Here is a 14,695-nt window from a genome sequence, read left to right as displayed (position 1 = left end):
TTTCGGCGGCGCACATATTGCGCACGAGCGGTCAGCAGTTGTTGGTGTCCGAGGGGCTACTGCATCTGCTGTCGGTGTTGATTCGGGCGGCACCGCTACCCGGCATCCGGCGATTGATCGATATCGCCCGGGCCTCGGCTGCTCCGCCATGCATACCCGAATTTGTTCCAGCACAACTAGTCCAGGAGTCCATCGATACCATGCCTGCTCTTACCGACGACATGAAGCGGATGCTGGGTGCACAGCTTGCGGTGCTGGCTACGGTGACGGATGGCCAAACTCCCAACATCGGCCCCAAGCGCTCGCTGCGGGTCTATGACGACCACTCGCTCATATTCAACGAGAACACCGGTGGGCAGACGTTGGCCAACATCCTTGCGGGGTCGAGGGTTTCGGTGGCGGTCATCGACCGTGAGGCGCTCGACGGTTATCGATTCGTCGGTCGGGCGCGGATTTTCGAATCGGGCCCGGCCTTCGACGATGCCATCGCGTTCGCCGAGGAGCGCGGCATGAAGCCCCCTCGGTGCGCCGTGGTGATCGCCGTCGACGACGTCTACACGCTCAAGCCCGGTGCTACCGCGGGCACGCGCGTGTAGACAGGGAGTCATGACGAGTTCTGTTCCAGGCCCGGATGAGGTCGTCGTGTACTGGCGGCCCGGGTGTCCGTACTGCATCAAGCTGAGGGCTCAGTTGCGCTTTACTCGACTGCGCTACTCGGAGGTGAACATCTGGGAATCGCCGGACGCGGCCGCTTATGTACGCTCCGTCGCCGACGGCAATGAGACCGTCCCGACCGTCAGCGTCGCGGGCCGGGCCATGGTCAATCCGTCGAAGCGTCAGGTGCTCGCGGCGGCACGGGAGTTCGTACCACAAGCATTGCAGCACTGAATATTACGACGACTTATGAGGGCGTAGGCCCGGGACCAACATGGGTACCCGAGCGCTGTACTCCCGGTACGGCTCGCCCAGGGCCGCGCGCAGATCACGCTCCTCGAAGCGCAGGGCTATCAATACGTAGGCCGTGGTCGCCACCGAGAAGAGAAGGTGACCGGCGGACATCGACGGGGTTGCCCAGAAGGCGATGAGGAAACCGAACATCAAGGGGTGGCGCACCAGCCGATAGAGCATGGTCGCGCGAAATGGAAGGTGGCTGTAAGGCTTTGCCTGCCATACGAGGTAGACCTGACGTAGCCCGAACAGGTCGAAATGGTTGATCATGAAGGTCGACGCAAGCACGATGGCCCACCCGATCCAGAAGAGGGCGTGTAGGGCGATGCGTCCTGGTGTCCAGCCGATCTCCCAGACAGGTGCGGGGAGCGTCCGCCACTGCCAGAACAGAAGGATCAGAAGAAGGCTCGACACCAGCACGTAGGTACTGCGCTCGATGGTGTCGGGAATCAGCCGAGTCCACCAGAGCTTGAAGCCGGGGCGGGCCATCACACTGTGCGGCACGGCGAACAGTCCGAGCAGCACGACGTCGATCGCCAGGGCAGTGGCGGTCGATGCCGGCAGGCCGTTGTCGACGGTACGCGGCACCACGAAATTTCCGACGAACCCAATCGAATAGAGAAATGCCGCAAGGAATATCAGGTAGGAGATGACTCCGTATCCGACGATCACCACGCGTTTCATGCTGGCCTCCTAATGGGACTCACCGGGCGTCCGGCCAACCTCCATTCCGGATATCCCTCGGTAAGACGTTGTGCACGAATGCCGCTGGACTGCAGTAGGTCAACGGCTTCGTCGGCGTACACGCAGTACGGGCCGCGGCAATAGGCGATGTAATGCTTGTCGCGGGGGAGTGCAGCGAGTCGTTCGTGAAGCTTGTCGACGGGTAGGGACACCGCCCCGTCGATATGACCGGCCGCATACTCCTGGGCGGGGCGCACATCAAGCAGCACGACGTCGTCGTGCGCCATGCGACGGGCTAGCTCGTCCGGGGTTATCGGCTCAAGGCTGTCGCGGTCGCCCAGGTAGTCACGCACCACCCGGTCCACCTCGGCCAGGTGCTGCTCGGCGGTGTGCCGCAGCGCCAACACGACAGCGGTGACCTCCGGACCGGAAAGCTGGTAGCGGACATATGTCCCGTCCCTTTGGGACGTCACAAGCTGCACCTGGCGCAGTACCTGGAGGTGGCGCGAGGTGTTGGCGACGGAGAGCGCGGTCTCGACTGCCAGTGACTCGACGGTCCGTGCCCCCTGCGCCAGCACGTCGAGAATCTCTAGCCGGGGCCCGCTCGACAGGGCCTTGCCGATGCGAGAGAACTCGCCGTACAGCCGGTTTTTGAAGTCGCGTTTGACCTCTGGTGCAACGGGCACGGGATTACTATAGATCCTCGGATCCACTATTCAATAGAATTATTGAAAACTGACTTAGAGGGCATGAAAGGGGCCGATATGCAGGCGGACTTGGCCGCCGCTCAGCGCGAACATTGGGATGGCACCTATCAGGCGCACCCCGCTATGTACGGCACCGAGCCTTCGTCACCGGCAGTGCATGCGGCGCAGGTGTTCAAGGACGCCGGCGTCGAATCGGTGCTCGAGTTGGCGGCCGGGCACGGTCGTGACGCGCTCTACTTCGCGCGGGAGGGATTCTCGGTGGTGGCCACCGATTTCAGCGAGGTTGCGGTCGAGCAGATCCGGCACACCGCCCAGGTTCAGGGTGTCGCCGCCAATCTCGTGGCGACGGTGCATGACCTGCGTCAGCCACTGCCGGTGGACGATGGCGCATTTGACGCGGTCTTCGCGCACATGGCGTTGTGCATGGCCTTCTCCACAGCCGAGATTCAGCGCGCCATGGCTGAGATTCGTCGGGTGTTGCGCCCAGGCGGAACACTCATCTACACGGTTCGCCACACCGGTGATGCGCACTACTGCGCCGGCGAATCGCGTGGCGACGACATTTTCGAGCACGGCGGATTCGCGGTGCACTTCTTCCCGCGTGAACTCGTGGAGGACCTGGCTGCGGGGTGGACCCTCCACGAAGTGCACGCATTCGAAGAAGGTGATTTGCCGCGTCGACTGTGGCGAATCACGGTGACCAGTTGACACTTTCGCGTCAAGCGGTGGTGATCCTGCTCACGTCGAGATGACACTCATGGGGGTGGCCGCGGCCGAAGACCAGCATGAATGTCCACTGGCCGGGGGTGAGTCCGTCGACGCTCACAGGGAATAGTTAGCTTAGGTATGTACTTTCATCATGTGGGCAGTGGCGCCCCTCACGTAACACCTAATTCTCCCGAGGTATCTAGGCATGACTGAAACGATCTCCACCACAGCTGTCCCGACCACGCCGGATCTCGAGGAGCAGGTGCGACGACGCATTGCGGAGGTCGTGTCCGGCGACCCGCAGCTGCAGGCGCTGCTTCCCGATGGGGCGGTCACCGCCGCTGTCAACGAGCCTAATTTGCCCCTCGTCGAGGTGATTCGCCGGTTACTGGAGGGCTATGGGGATCGCCCGGCCCTGGGACAGCGCGCCTACGAATTCGTCACCGGCGACAGCGGCGCGACCGTGCTCGTACTCAAGCCCGAATACGCCACCGTTTCTTATCGCGAACTGTGGAACCGTGCCGAAGCCATCGCCGCGGCCTGGGAAGACCACGGAATCCGCGACGGTGACTTCGTCGCCCAGCTCGGCTTCACCAGCACGGACTTCGCCTCCCTGGATGTTGCCGGATTGCGGCACGGCACCGTCTCGGTACCGCTGCAGACCGGCGCCTCACTGCAGCAGCGCAATGCGATCCTGGAAGAGACGCAGCCCACAGTCTTCGCGGCCAGCGTCGAATACCTCGACGCCGCAGTGGAATCGGTGCTCGCGACGCCGTCGGTGCGCCTGCTTTCCGTGTTCGATTACCACCCTGAGCTGGATGGCCACCGCGAGGCGCTGGACGCTGTGCGCACTCGCCTGGCGGCCGCGGGCCGGACCATCACCATCGAAACCCTGAACGAGGCTCTTGCACGGGGACGCGAGCTGGCTCCGGCACCGCTGCCCAATGCTGACCCTGACGCGCTGCGCCTGCTGATCTACACCTCCGGTAGCACCGGAACCCCCAAGGGCGCCATGTACCCGCAGTGGCTGGTTGCCAACCTGTGGCAGAAGAAGTGGCTCACCGATGACGTGATCCCGTCAATCGGTGTGAACTTCATGCCGATGAGTCACCTGGCGGGCCGTCTGACTCTCATGGGGACGCTCTCCGGCGGAGGGGCGGCGTACTACATCGCTTCCAGTGACCTGTCGACGTTCTTCGAGGACATCGCGCTTATCCGCCCCACCGAGGTGCTGTTCGTGCCCCGCGTGGTGGAGATGGTCTTCCAGCGTTATCAGGCCGAATTGGATCGCAACCTTGCCCCGGGACAGAGCGATGCCGATGTTGCCGAGCAGATCAAAGTCCGCATCCGCGAGGAGGACTTCGGCGGACGGGTATTGAGCGCAGGTTCCGGCTCGGCGCCGTTGTCCCCGGAGATGACCGAGTTCATGGAGTCTCTGTTGCAGATTCCGCTGCGTGACGGTTACGGCTCCACTGAGGCTGGCGGGGTGTGGCGTGACGGAGTGCTGCAGCGCCCGCCCGTCACCGACTACAAGCTGGTGGATGTGCCCGAACTGGGTTATTTCACAACAGATTCCCCGCACCCGCGCGGCGAGTTGCGGCTGAAGTCGGAGACTATGTTCCCGGGCTATTACAAGCGCCCAGAAACCACGGCCGACGTCTTCGACGAGGACGGGTACTACAAGACCGGCGACGTGGTCGCCGAGCTCGGTCCGGATCACCTTAAATACCTCGATCGTGTGAAGAACGTGCTGAAGCTTGCCCAGGGCGAGTTCATCGCGGTGTCGAAGTTGGAGGCCGCCTACACCAGTAGCCCGCTGGTTCGCCAGATCTTCGTCTACGGCAACAGCGAGCGCTCGTTCCTGCTCGCCGTCGTGGTCCCGACACCGGAAGCACTTGAGCGGTATGCGGATTCACCCGATGCGCTCAAGCCGTTGATCCAAGACTCGCTGCAGCAGGTTGCCAAGGACGCGGAGCTGCAGTCGTACGAGATCCCGCGCGACTTCATTGTCGAGACCGTGCCGTTCACGGTCGAGTCCGGATTGTTGTCGGATGCCCGAAAGCTATTGCGCCCCAAACTCAAGGATCACTACGGCGAGCGTCTGGAGGCCCTGTACGTCGAGCTGGCGGAAAGCCAGAATGAGCGCCTGCGTCAGCTGGCGCGGGAGGCTTCCGATCGTCCGGTGCTGGACACGGTCACTGACGCGGCGGCCGCGCTGCTGGGTGCTTCATCTTCCGACCTGGCTCCCGATGTGCGATTCATCGACCTCGGCGGTGACTCGTTGTCGGCGCTGTCGTATTCGGAGCTGTTGCGCGACATCTTCGAGGTGGACGTGCCGGTGGGTGTCATCAACAGCGCCGCAAACGACCTCGCGGCGATCGCCCGGCACATCGAGGCACAGCAGTCAGGGGCCGCAACCCAGCCGACGTTCGCATCGGTGCACGGTAAAGACGCCACGACCATCACCGCGGCCGAGCTCACGTTGGACAAGTTCATCGACGAGTCTCTGTTGAAGGCTGCCGAGAATGCTGCGGCACCGACCGCCGACGTACGTACGGTGCTGGTGACCGGTGGCAACGGCTGGCTTGGGCGGTGGCTGGTGCTGGATTGGCTCGAACGGCTGGTGCCCGAGGGTGGAAAGGTCTACGCGCTGATTCGCGGTGCCGACGCCGAGTCGGCGCGCGCGCGGCTGGACGCCGTCTACGAGTCGGGTGACCCCAAGCTGTCTGCGCACTTCCGCCAGTTGGCGGACAAGGGCCTTGAGGTGATCGCCGGTGATTTCGGCGACCGGGATCTGGGCCTGTCTCAGGATGTATGGCAGAAGCTGGCCAAGGATGTGGATCTGATTGTCCACTCCGGCGCCTTGGTGAATCACGTACTGCCGTACAGCCAGCTCTTCGGCCCCAACGTGGCGGGTACTGCCGAGATCATCAAGCTGGCGATCTCCGAGCGGCTCAAGCCGGTGACATACCTGTCGACGGTCGGTATCGCCGACCAGATACCGGTGACACAGTTCGAAGAGGACTCCGACGTTCGCGTGATGTCCGCGCAGCGCCAGATCAATGACGGGTACGCGAACGGATACGGCAACTCGAAGTGGGCAGGCGAGGTCTTGCTGCGCGAGGCCCACGACTCGGTAGGGCTGCCGGTGCGCGTGTTCCGCTCCGACATGATCCTGGCCCACAGCGACTACCGTGGCCAGCTCAATGTCACCGACGTGTTTACCCGAACCATTCAGAGCCTGCTGCTCACCGGTGTCGCACCGTTCAGCTTCTACGAGCTGGACGCCGATGGAAATCGTCAGCGGGCCCACTACGACGGTGTGCCAGGTGATTTCACCGCAGCGTCGATCACCGCGATCGGCGGTGTGAATGTGACCGATGGCTACCGCAGCTTCGACGTGTTCAACCCGCACCACGACGGCGTCTCGATGGACACCTTCGTGGACTGGCTGATCGAAGCCGGGTACAGGATCGCGCGGATCGACGACTACGGGCAGTGGCTCGCACGATTCGAGACGGCCCTTAAGAGCCTGCCGGAGCAGCAGCGCCAACAATCCGTGCTGCCGTTGTTGAAGATGTACCAGAAGCCGCAGCGTGCGATCGATGGATCCGCCCTACCCACAGCAGAATTCAGTGGTGCTGTGCGTGAGGCGAAGGTCGGCGGGTTGGACCAGACACCGGGCGAGATACCGCATGTCACCAAGGACCTGATCTTGAAGTACGCCACCGACATCGAACTGTTGGGTCTGATCTAGTCGGTATCCGTTCGGGGCGCTACCGGCGTCTTCCGGAAGCAGCCGATATCGGGCAGGGTCGGGATCGGCGCGGTACCAATCGAGGGTCCGGCCGATGCCGACCTCCCAACTGGTGGCGCCGCGCCCGGTGAGCGCACGAAACCGGGTGTCGTCCACCAGGAATGGCCGCTCGAATTGATAGAGCAGTTCGGCACCTTCGCGTGCTATGGGCGCTATCAACTTGAGGAGCCCGATCAGTCGCGGGGTGAGCCGGCCGACGCGGGGTGACGTGCCGGCGATCTTGCCGATGGTCTCGATGAATTCTCTTCCGGTGATGGCGGGCGCGACCGGAACATGGAAGACCTGCCCCGCTGCCGGCGGGTGCTGGCCGAGGTCGGCCAGCGCACGGCCGAAGTCCTCGATGAAGGTCGCCGTCATCGGAAGATCGGGATCGCCCGGCCACGTTGCCCTTCGGCCGCTCAACCCGGCGGTGAACAGCGCTGCGCCGAGTAACGATTCGACCCGTGGGCCGTACAGTTCGGCCGCCCGCCCGATCACGGTCTCGGTTTGCCCTCGCGAATGGGCCGACTGGATCATCTCGGCGGCGAGTGCGCGCAGCGCACCTTTGTAGACCACCGGACGGATCGGGCTGTCCTCGCGCATCGGGCCGTCGACCCTGCCGTACATCCAGGTGTCGTCGGCGTAGACGAGTCGTGCTCCGACGCTGCCGGCCGTCGCGATCAATGAACGCGTGATATCGACATAAGTCGGGAGCCACGACTGCATCGGCGGCAGCGCGCAGTGATAGATGCTGACGGCGCCGGAGCTGATCTCGATCATCCGTGAGGTATCCGTCGCATCCGCCGCGATCGCGTCGATTCCTGTGGGCGCGCCTTTCCCGGTCCGGCTGACTGCGCGCACGGTGTGACCGGCGGCCAGCAGCTCCCTGCAGAGAACGGTTCCGGTTGCTCCGTTGCCGCCCACCACGACGTGTATGCCCATGACAGCTCCCTCTACATTTGTAGAGGGACGGTACTCTACGAATGTAGAGGAGGCAAGATGATCGACGACCGGCGACTTCAGTTGGCTGACGCCGCGTTGAGTGTGCTCGCAGCCGCCGGCGCGCGGGGTCTGACTCATCGCGCGGTCGACAGGGCCGCCGCACTGCCGGAGGGTTCCACCTCCTACTACTTTCGGACCCGGGCCGCGCTGTTGCGAGCCTGCGCCGTCCGTCTCGGGGAGCGGACGATGACAGTGGTGAATCCACTGGCTGCCGGCGCGGACCTCGACGACTCCGAATTGGCGCAACTGGCGGTACTGGCCGCGCAGACGTGGACGGCCAACGGCGGCGTGTTGGTCCTCGCGCGCCATGAACTGCTGCTGGAATCCGCGCATCATCCCGAGACGCGGCGCATTCTCGATGCCGCGACCGAACACATCAGAGCGCTCGTGGAGCAACGGGTGCAGGCGCTGGGAATTCGCGAGGCCACCGAGCGCACCGCCGATCTCATCGCGTGTCTTGATGGACTGGCATTGGCCTATGCGGTTCGTGGGGTGGTGGACGAAGATTCGCAGAGGCGAAGCGTGATGCGAATAGTGGCAGGACTTCTGGACCGCCGGGACTAATCTTGGCGCTGTGACCAATGCAGGCGAGGGGCAGCGGCTGCGCGACCTCGCTCGGTTACGCCGGGTGCGCGACCGCATTGACCGCGAGTACGCCCAACCGTTGAACGTCGAAGCGCTGGCTCGCGACGCACACATGTCGGCGGGCCATCTCAGTCGACAGTTCAAGAGCGCCTACGGAGAGTCGCCGTACTCCTATTTGATGACGCGGCGCATAGAGCGCGCCATGATGCTGCTGCGCCGCGGGGACATGAGCGTTACCGAAGTCTGCTTCGCGGTCGGATGCTCATCGCTGGGTACCTTCAGCACCCGTTTTTCCGAGCTGGTCGGTGTTCCGCCGAGCGTCTACCGGGAACGCGCCGTCGAGCACATCGTCGGAATCCCCTCCTGTGTCGCCAAACAAGTCACCAGACCGATCAGGAATCGAGAAGCAACCCCTGCGGGGCACGGCTAGCGTGACCGGCATGGACATCACGATCAATGCGAGCTTTCTTCCCCACACCGATCCCGAGGCATCTCTGGCCTTCTATCGTGACGCCCTCGGATTCGAGGTCCGTAAAGACGTCGGATATGAAGGGATGCGGTGGATCACCCTGGGACCTGCCGGACGTCCCGAGATGAACATCGTGCTGACGCCACCCGCCGCAGATCCCGGAGTCACCGATGAGGAGCGTCGGACCATCACCGAGATGATGGCCAAGGGCACCTACGCCGGCATCATGCTGGCCACCGACGATCTGAACGGTCTGTTCGAGCGTGTCCAGGCCACCGGCGCCGAGGTCATGCAGGAACCCACCGATCAGCCCTGGGGATCGCGGGACTGTGCATTCCGGGATCCGGCGGGATGTACCGTCCGCATACAGGAACTGTCCTGAATGGCGATGATGTCCAAGGCAACCCGCATCCACCCTGCCGATGGTCATGATCTGATCCGGGTACACGGCGCCCGGGTCAACAACCTGAAGAATGTCAGTGTCGAGCTACCCAAACGTCGTCTCACCGTGTGCACCGGCATATCCGGTTCGGGAAAGAGCTCGTTGGTTTTCGGGACCATCGCCGCCGAATCCCAACGCCTGATCAACGAGACCTACAGCGCCTTCGTGCAGGGATTCATGCCGTCGCTGGCCCGACCGGATGTCGACGTGCTTGACGGGTTGACGACGGCGATCATCGTCGATCAAGAACGCATCGGATCCGACCCGCGGTCCACGGTCGGCACCGCCACCGACGCAAGCGCGATGTTGCGCATTCTCTTCAGCAGGCTCGGTCAGCCTTATATTGGTTCAGATCAAGCTTTTTCGTTCAATGTCGCCTCCATCAGCGGCGCCGGCGCGGTCACCGTTCAACGCGGCTCGCAGCCGACAAAGGAACGTCGCGAGTTCAGCATCGTCGGAGGGATGTGTGCACGCTGTGAGGGGCGTGGTGCGGTCAACGACATCGATCTCTCCGCGCTCTACGACGACAGCAAGTCGCTCAACGAGGGTGCGCTGACAATTCCCGGGTACAGCATGGACGGGTGGTACGGGCGCATCTATCGCGGCTGCGGATTCCTGGACCCCGACAAGCCGATTCGCAAGTACTCGAAGAAGGAACTGCATGACTTCCTCTACAAGGAGGCGACCAAGCTCAAGGTCGACGGTGTCAATCTGACGTACCTTGGTCTGATCCCGCAGATACAGAAGTCTTACCTGTCCAAGGACATTGAGTCTATGCAGCCGCATGTCCGCGCCTTTGTGGATCGGGTCGCCACCTTCTCTACCTGCCCGGATTGCGACGGCACACGACTATCGGAGCTGGCGCGCTCGTCGAAGATCGAGGGTAAGAACATCGCCGAGGTATGCGCAATGCAGATCAACGATCTGGCTCAGTGGGTGGGCAGTCTCAAGGAGCCATCGGTCGCCCCGCTGCTGGAGAAACTGGTGCATACGCTCGACTCCTTTGTGGAGATCGGTCTGGGCTATCTTTCCCTGGACCGCCCCGCGGGAACACTCTCTGGTGGAGAGGCGCAGCGCACCAAGATGATTCGCCATCTGGGGTCTTCGCTCACCGATGTCACCTACATCTTCGACGAACCGACGATCGGTTTGCATTCGCACGACATTCAGCGGATGAACAAGCTGCTGCTACAGCTGCGGGACAAGGGCAACACGGTGCTGGTAGTGGAGCACAAACCGGAGGCCATTCAGATAGCCGACCATGTCGTGGATCTGGGGCCCGGAGCGGGCACCGAGGGAGGGAACGTCTGTTTCGAGGGCACCGTGGAGGAGTTGCGCGCCAGCGACACGATCACCGGCAGGCATCTCGACGACCGCGCCGCGCTGAAGCAATCTCTACGTAAGTCATTGTCCTGCTTGAAAATTCGTGGCACTGATGCGCACAATTTGCAGAAGGTCGATATCGATATCCCGCTGGGTGTGTTGGTGGTCATCACCGGGGTGGCGGGGTCGGGGAAGAGCTCTCTGATCGACGGCTCGGTGTCCAAGCTCACCGAGGTGGTCGCCATCGACCAGGCCCCCATCCGCGGATCACGCCGTAGCAACCCGGCGACCTACACCGGCCTTCTGGAACCGATCCGCAAGGCATTCGCGAAGGCGAACGGAGTGAAGCCCGCACTGTTCAGCGCGAATTCGGAGGGGGCGTGCCCCAACTGCAACGGCGCGGGCGTCATGTACACCGATCTGGGCATGATGGCGGGAATCGCCAGCACATGTGATGTGTGCGAAGGCAAGAGATTCGACGCCGCGGTGTTGCGTTACCAATTCGGCGGTCGTGACATCAGTCAGGTGCTGGCCATGCCGATCGCCGAAGCCCAGATGTTCTTCGGTGACGGAGATGCGAAAGTTAGTACTGCACATAAGATTCTGACATGCCTTAACGATGTCGGGCTGGGCTATCTGAGCCTGGGGCAGCCCCTCACCACCCTGTCTGGGGGAGAACGACAGCGTCTGAAGCTTGCCACACATATGGGCTCAGACGGGGGCATCTACGTGCTGGACGAGCCGACAACGGGTTTGCACCTCGCCGATGTCCAGCAGCTGCTCAACCTGCTGGACGCGTTGGTGGATTCGGGGAAGTCGGTGATCGTCATAGAGCACCATCAGGCCGTGATGGCACACGCCGACTGGATCATCGATCTGGGACCGGGCGCCGGGCATGATGGCGGGCGCATTGTCTTCGAGGGCACACCAGAGGATCTCGTCGCCGGGCGATCGACGCTGACGGGTCAGCACCTGGCCGAGTACGTGGGTATCTAGGGGAAGACAAGGCCGCAGATCTACTCTGTGTGACCCAGGAGGTAACTCATGGCAAGGAGTCCCATGGCGGTACTCGGTGGAACCGCACTGGCTAGTGTGGGGACCGCCGTCGCCGGGGTCGCGGGTTCGGCCGCGGCCCTGCGTAGTCCTGCGGTGCTGCGGCGGCTGAACAGTTGGGCCGCCCGCCGGTTGACCGATGAACAGCGAGCGGACCGGCATGCCGCCATCCTGCCGACTCCGATCCCTGGGCTTGACTTCTACTCGAGCCCGGGTGACCTCACCGGTCATGTCAACGGAGAAGTCGTCCGTCGGCAGTATGTGCTGCCGCGTGTCCCTTTGCCAGGGACCACCATTGAACGATTCATGGTGCGCTCGACCGACACTGCAGGCAACTCTGTTCCCGTGACGGCGACGCTGATCGAGCCGAGTCGTCCGTGGCGAGGCCCGGGCGCACGGCCGGTGGTCGTGCGCAACCAGCCGATCAACTCACTGGGATTCAAGGCGGCGCCTTCCTACCGGATCGAACGAGGCATGTACATCGATGTCCCGCCGCTGGCGCCCTTACTGCTAGCCCGCAACTATGCGGTGCTCATACCCGACCATGAGGGACCGCGGATGGCGTATTCGGCGGGCATCATGGCTGCGCACGCGGTGCTGGACTCGGTGCGCGGAATGCAGCGATTGCGAACGGATCTCCTCGAATCGCCCATGGTGATGGATGGGTACAGCGGTGGAGCCATCGCGACGGTATGGGCCGCGCAGGAGCAGCCGACCTATGCGCCGGAGCTGAGATTCAGTGGTGCCGTCGCCGGTGGAACGCCCACGGATTACGCCCTGCTGTATCGCAGTATGAACGCGGCGTTGGGTTCTGGCCTGTTCGCTGCGGCCACGATCGGCCAGGCACGCGAGTACCCGGGCATGATGGAGCTCTTCGGTGACTTCGCCTTCTACATGGCGACCCGTATCAAGGACCTGCCGCAGCCCGCACTGGCAGCGGCCGGGGTGGCACGCATCGATCTGGACGTGTTGGCCGCGATCCCGGCACCTTTCGATTCTGAGATCGCGCAGGATGTGATCGCCGCGAACAAGCCGGGTGCCTCGGCGCCGATCATGCCGGTGCTCCTGTACCACGGTTCGCGTGATCGTTTCATGGGCGACCAGTTCATTCCGGAGGAGGGCGCCACCGAGCTCGCCGAGAGCTGGCGATCACAGGGCGCGATGGTGGACTACCTGCCGGTGCCCGGCGAACATCTGATTGCGGCCGGCTGGGCCATGCCCAGCGTCCTGCGTTGGATACGAAGCGCACTGGGGGACTAGCGCTCATCGAATCAGGATGTGTCTCAGGGTTTTCCCGGAGGCGCACGTGCCCGGCGGACGACTAGGCTCGCTTGCATGACAACCGTTGCGCCCGAACAACCCGGCACCGCCGAAGGCGATGGAGCCGAAACTGCAGCGCGATGGACTCCGTTGCAGAAGTGTGGATTTCGCCTGCTGTTCACGGTGGGCGGCGGCATCCTGCTGCTGTCCGTATACGACAACCTCGGATTGTTCGGTGTGTTCGAGCCGGCACTGTGGCTGACTGCTCAGATCGGAAGCCTCCTCGTCCGCGGCCGGGGCATCGAACTGACCGTGTCGGCGGGTGGTGACCTGCTGTGGATGTGGTGCTATCACCTCGGATGGATAGTGGTGGCACTGGCGATCACCGCGATATGGACGCTGTTGGATCGTGATCGGTCCAACTACCGATCACTGGATGCCTCGCTGTGGGTGTTCGCGCGATACGGATTGGCGCTGTCGATGATCCTGTATGGGATGGCCAAGACCATCCCCACGCAAATGGGATTCATGGCCCTGCCGGATCGTCAACTCCAATTAGTGGGCGATACAAGTCTTTTCACCACACTATGGGGGTTCATGGGAGCTTCGGAGCCCTACTCGATAGCCACGGGTCTCGTGGAACTGGTATCCGGATTACTCTTGCTGTGGAACCGTACGTGGATCTTGGGCGCCTTGGGATCGGTCTTCGCCATGGGTCAGGTATTCCTGCTCAACATGACCTATGACGTACAGGTCAAGCAGGTGTCCGGTGAGCTCTTCCTGATTGCGGTGGCCATCACCGCGCCGCTCTGGCCGAATCTAGTCCGGGTGGTCTTCAACAGAGAGACCCAGCCGGTACAGCTGTGGTCGCCACTGGGCTCGGGCCGACGGTGGCTGTTGAAGACGGGCATCGTGCTGAAGTTCGGTCTGGCATCGGCCTTGACGATCCTCTGCGTCTATCAGAGCGTCCTCGTGTAATCGACCTACAAGACTCCGACCTCGACACTCGACGGTGTTTGGCACGCAACGTCATTCACTGTGGACGGGCGCGAGGCCACGTTGAATCAGGCTAACCCCGGGCCGTGGACCAACATCGCCATCGCCCATCGCGACAAGGTGCAGGAGTTCGGTGTGGAGACATTTGTTTCTCAGACACCCGACGGCCGCATCTCGCGGTGGATGCTGGAGGTCAACGGCGACCGGCTGGAGTTACGTAAGCGCAAATCCGATGCGCCGCAACAGGTGATTGACGTACGACAGCCCAGTGCCGACCTGCTGGTACTCAGCGGCGAGGTGGACGGCAAGCAGATCCACGGGACATACGAGCGCCGATTCATGGATCGTGACAAGTCGGGATTCCGATGGATCCAGCCGGAGATCGATCCGGATTCGGTGGCTGCGGACGAATAGTGCAGCGAGCCGGCGGCACGGCACAAGGCGAATTTCTGGACGAGCAGTCCATTCCCAAAATCGGTTGATATCAAGGCATTAGACGTTGCCAGACCTAGATTTCTGATTGTGCCCTTCGGTACGCAACGACATGATTTACTCGTCGGAATCGGGTCGCGCGCGACGAGGCGTGCCGCAGGTTGGCGGTGCTTCGCACAAGACCGAGCATGGGTGCCGCTGCATTCGAGGTTCGGTTATCCGTTGTGTTCACATCCGATCTGGAGATACATGTTTGTGCAGCTGACATGCTGCCAAGCGCGAATGACAGT

General features: G+C 62.7%; 11 protein-coding genes and 2 pseudogenes. 10 read left to right on the top strand and 3 right to left on the bottom strand.

All coding sequences use genetic code 11. The features are described from left to right. Window positions 1-200 precede the first annotated feature (200 nt). Complete coding sequence (locus MYCSP_RS22250) at window positions 201-596, top strand: pyridoxamine 5'-phosphate oxidase family protein (protein WP_083019207.1); 396 nt, start codon at window positions 201-203, stop codon at window positions 594-596. A gap of 10 nt (window positions 597-606) precedes the next feature. Beyond that, window positions 607-888 (top strand): glutaredoxin domain-containing protein, encoded by a 282-nt coding sequence (locus MYCSP_RS22245; RefSeq protein WP_083019162.1) that lies wholly within the window; start codon window positions 607-609, stop codon window positions 886-888. Between the two features lie 3 nt (window positions 889-891). Here the strand turns inward: MYCSP_RS22245 and mddA are convergent, their stop codons facing one another. After that, complete coding sequence (gene mddA, locus MYCSP_RS22240; protein ID WP_083019164.1) at window positions 892-1,632, bottom strand: methanethiol S-methyltransferase; 741 nt, start codon at window positions 1,630-1,632, stop codon at window positions 892-894. Beyond that, on the bottom strand, window positions 1,629-2,318 hold the full coding sequence (locus MYCSP_RS22235) for an ArsR/SmtB family transcription factor (protein WP_083019166.1): 690 nt from the start codon (window positions 2,316-2,318) through the stop codon (window positions 1,629-1,631). Before MYCSP_RS22235 ends, mddA begins: the two co-directional genes overlap by 4 nt. A 63-nt stretch (window positions 2,319-2,381) precedes the next feature. Here MYCSP_RS22235 and MYCSP_RS22230 point away from each other — a divergent pair, with 63 nt between their 5' ends. Together MYCSP_RS22230 and car are read left to right on the top strand one after the other, a co-directional pair. Then, window positions 2,382-3,047: a class I SAM-dependent methyltransferase gene (locus MYCSP_RS22230; protein ID WP_088415187.1), complete on the top strand. Its 666-nt coding sequence runs from the start codon at window positions 2,382-2,384 to the stop codon at window positions 3,045-3,047. Between the two features lie 205 nt (window positions 3,048-3,252). Next, window positions 3,253-6,804, top strand: a complete 3,552-nt coding sequence (gene car, locus MYCSP_RS22225; RefSeq protein ID WP_088415185.1) for a carboxylic acid reductase — start codon at window positions 3,253-3,255, stop codon at window positions 6,802-6,804. A 33-nt stretch (window positions 6,805-6,837) separates the two neighbouring features. On the opposite strand, the pseudogene MYCSP_RS22220 reads toward car, so the two are convergent. After that, window positions 6,838-7,785, bottom strand: a pseudogene (locus tag MYCSP_RS22220) (NAD-dependent epimerase/dehydratase family protein); the annotation flags it as partial. Between the two features lie 57 nt (window positions 7,786-7,842). On the opposite strand from MYCSP_RS22220, the gene MYCSP_RS22215 reads away from it, so the two are divergent. From MYCSP_RS22215 to MYCSP_RS22190, 6 genes and pseudogenes are all read left to right on the top strand, one after another. Further along, window positions 7,843-8,409, top strand: a complete 567-nt coding sequence (locus tag MYCSP_RS22215; protein WP_088415183.1) for a TetR/AcrR family transcriptional regulator — start codon at window positions 7,843-7,845, stop codon at window positions 8,407-8,409. Window positions 8,410-8,419: 10 nt separating this feature from the next. Further along, the gene (locus MYCSP_RS22210) at window positions 8,420-8,860 is read left to right on the top strand and encodes a helix-turn-helix transcriptional regulator (RefSeq protein ID WP_070911668.1); all 441 of its coding nucleotides are present in this window, start codon (window positions 8,420-8,422) and stop codon (window positions 8,858-8,860) included. Between the two features lie 10 nt (window positions 8,861-8,870). Next, window positions 8,871-9,281 (top strand): VOC family protein, encoded by a 411-nt coding sequence (locus MYCSP_RS22205; protein ID WP_083019208.1) that lies wholly within the window; start codon window positions 8,871-8,873, stop codon window positions 9,279-9,281. Between the two features lie 6 nt (window positions 9,282-9,287). Continuing rightward, the gene (locus MYCSP_RS22200; RefSeq protein WP_209435419.1) at window positions 9,288-11,660 is read left to right on the top strand and encodes an ATP-binding cassette domain-containing protein; all 2,373 of its coding nucleotides are present in this window, start codon (window positions 9,288-9,290) and stop codon (window positions 11,658-11,660) included. A gap of 48 nt (window positions 11,661-11,708) precedes the next feature. Then, window positions 11,709-12,977, top strand: coding sequence for a lipase family protein (locus MYCSP_RS22195; RefSeq protein ID WP_083019180.1), 1,269 nt, complete (start codon window positions 11,709-11,711; stop codon window positions 12,975-12,977). Window positions 12,978-13,052: 75 nt separating this feature from the next. Beyond that, window positions 13,053-14,387, top strand: a pseudogene (locus MYCSP_RS22190) (hypothetical protein). Window positions 14,388-14,695 lie beyond the last annotated feature (308 nt).

The sequence above is a fragment of the Mycobacteroides saopaulense genome, assembly GCF_001456355.1.
Taxonomy (GTDB): Bacteria; Actinomycetota; Actinomycetes; order Mycobacteriales; family Mycobacteriaceae; genus Mycobacterium; species Mycobacterium saopaulense.
Note: the sequence above shows the minus strand (reverse complement) of the source record. Positions and strands in the feature narration are given on the sequence as shown.

Excerpts from the sequence above, each read along its gene's own strand:
- MYCSP_RS22250 (WP_083019207.1), top strand. The coding sequence starts at position 201 with ATGCCTGCTCTTACCGACGACATGAAGCGGATGCTGGGTGCACAGCTT.
- MYCSP_RS22245 (WP_083019162.1), top strand. The coding sequence starts at position 607 with ATGACGAGTTCTGTTCCAGGCCCGGATGAGGTCGTCGTGTACTGGCGG.
- mddA (WP_083019164.1), bottom strand. The coding sequence starts at position 1,632 with ATGAAACGCGTGGTGATCGTCGGATACGGAGTCATCTCCTACCTGATA.
- MYCSP_RS22230 (WP_088415187.1), top strand. The coding sequence starts at position 2,382 with ATGAAAGGGGCCGATATGCAGGCGGACTTGGCCGCCGCTCAGCGCGAA.
- car (WP_088415185.1), top strand. The coding sequence starts at position 3,253 with ATGACTGAAACGATCTCCACCACAGCTGTCCCGACCACGCCGGATCTC.
- MYCSP_RS22215 (WP_088415183.1), top strand. The coding sequence starts at position 7,843 with ATGATCGACGACCGGCGACTTCAGTTGGCTGACGCCGCGTTGAGTGTG.
- MYCSP_RS22205 (WP_083019208.1), top strand. The coding sequence starts at position 8,871 with ATGGACATCACGATCAATGCGAGCTTTCTTCCCCACACCGATCCCGAG.
- MYCSP_RS22200 (WP_209435419.1), top strand. The coding sequence starts at position 9,288 with ATGATGTCCAAGGCAACCCGCATCCACCCTGCCGATGGTCATGATCTG.
- MYCSP_RS22195 (WP_083019180.1), top strand. The coding sequence starts at position 11,709 with ATGGCAAGGAGTCCCATGGCGGTACTCGGTGGAACCGCACTGGCTAGT.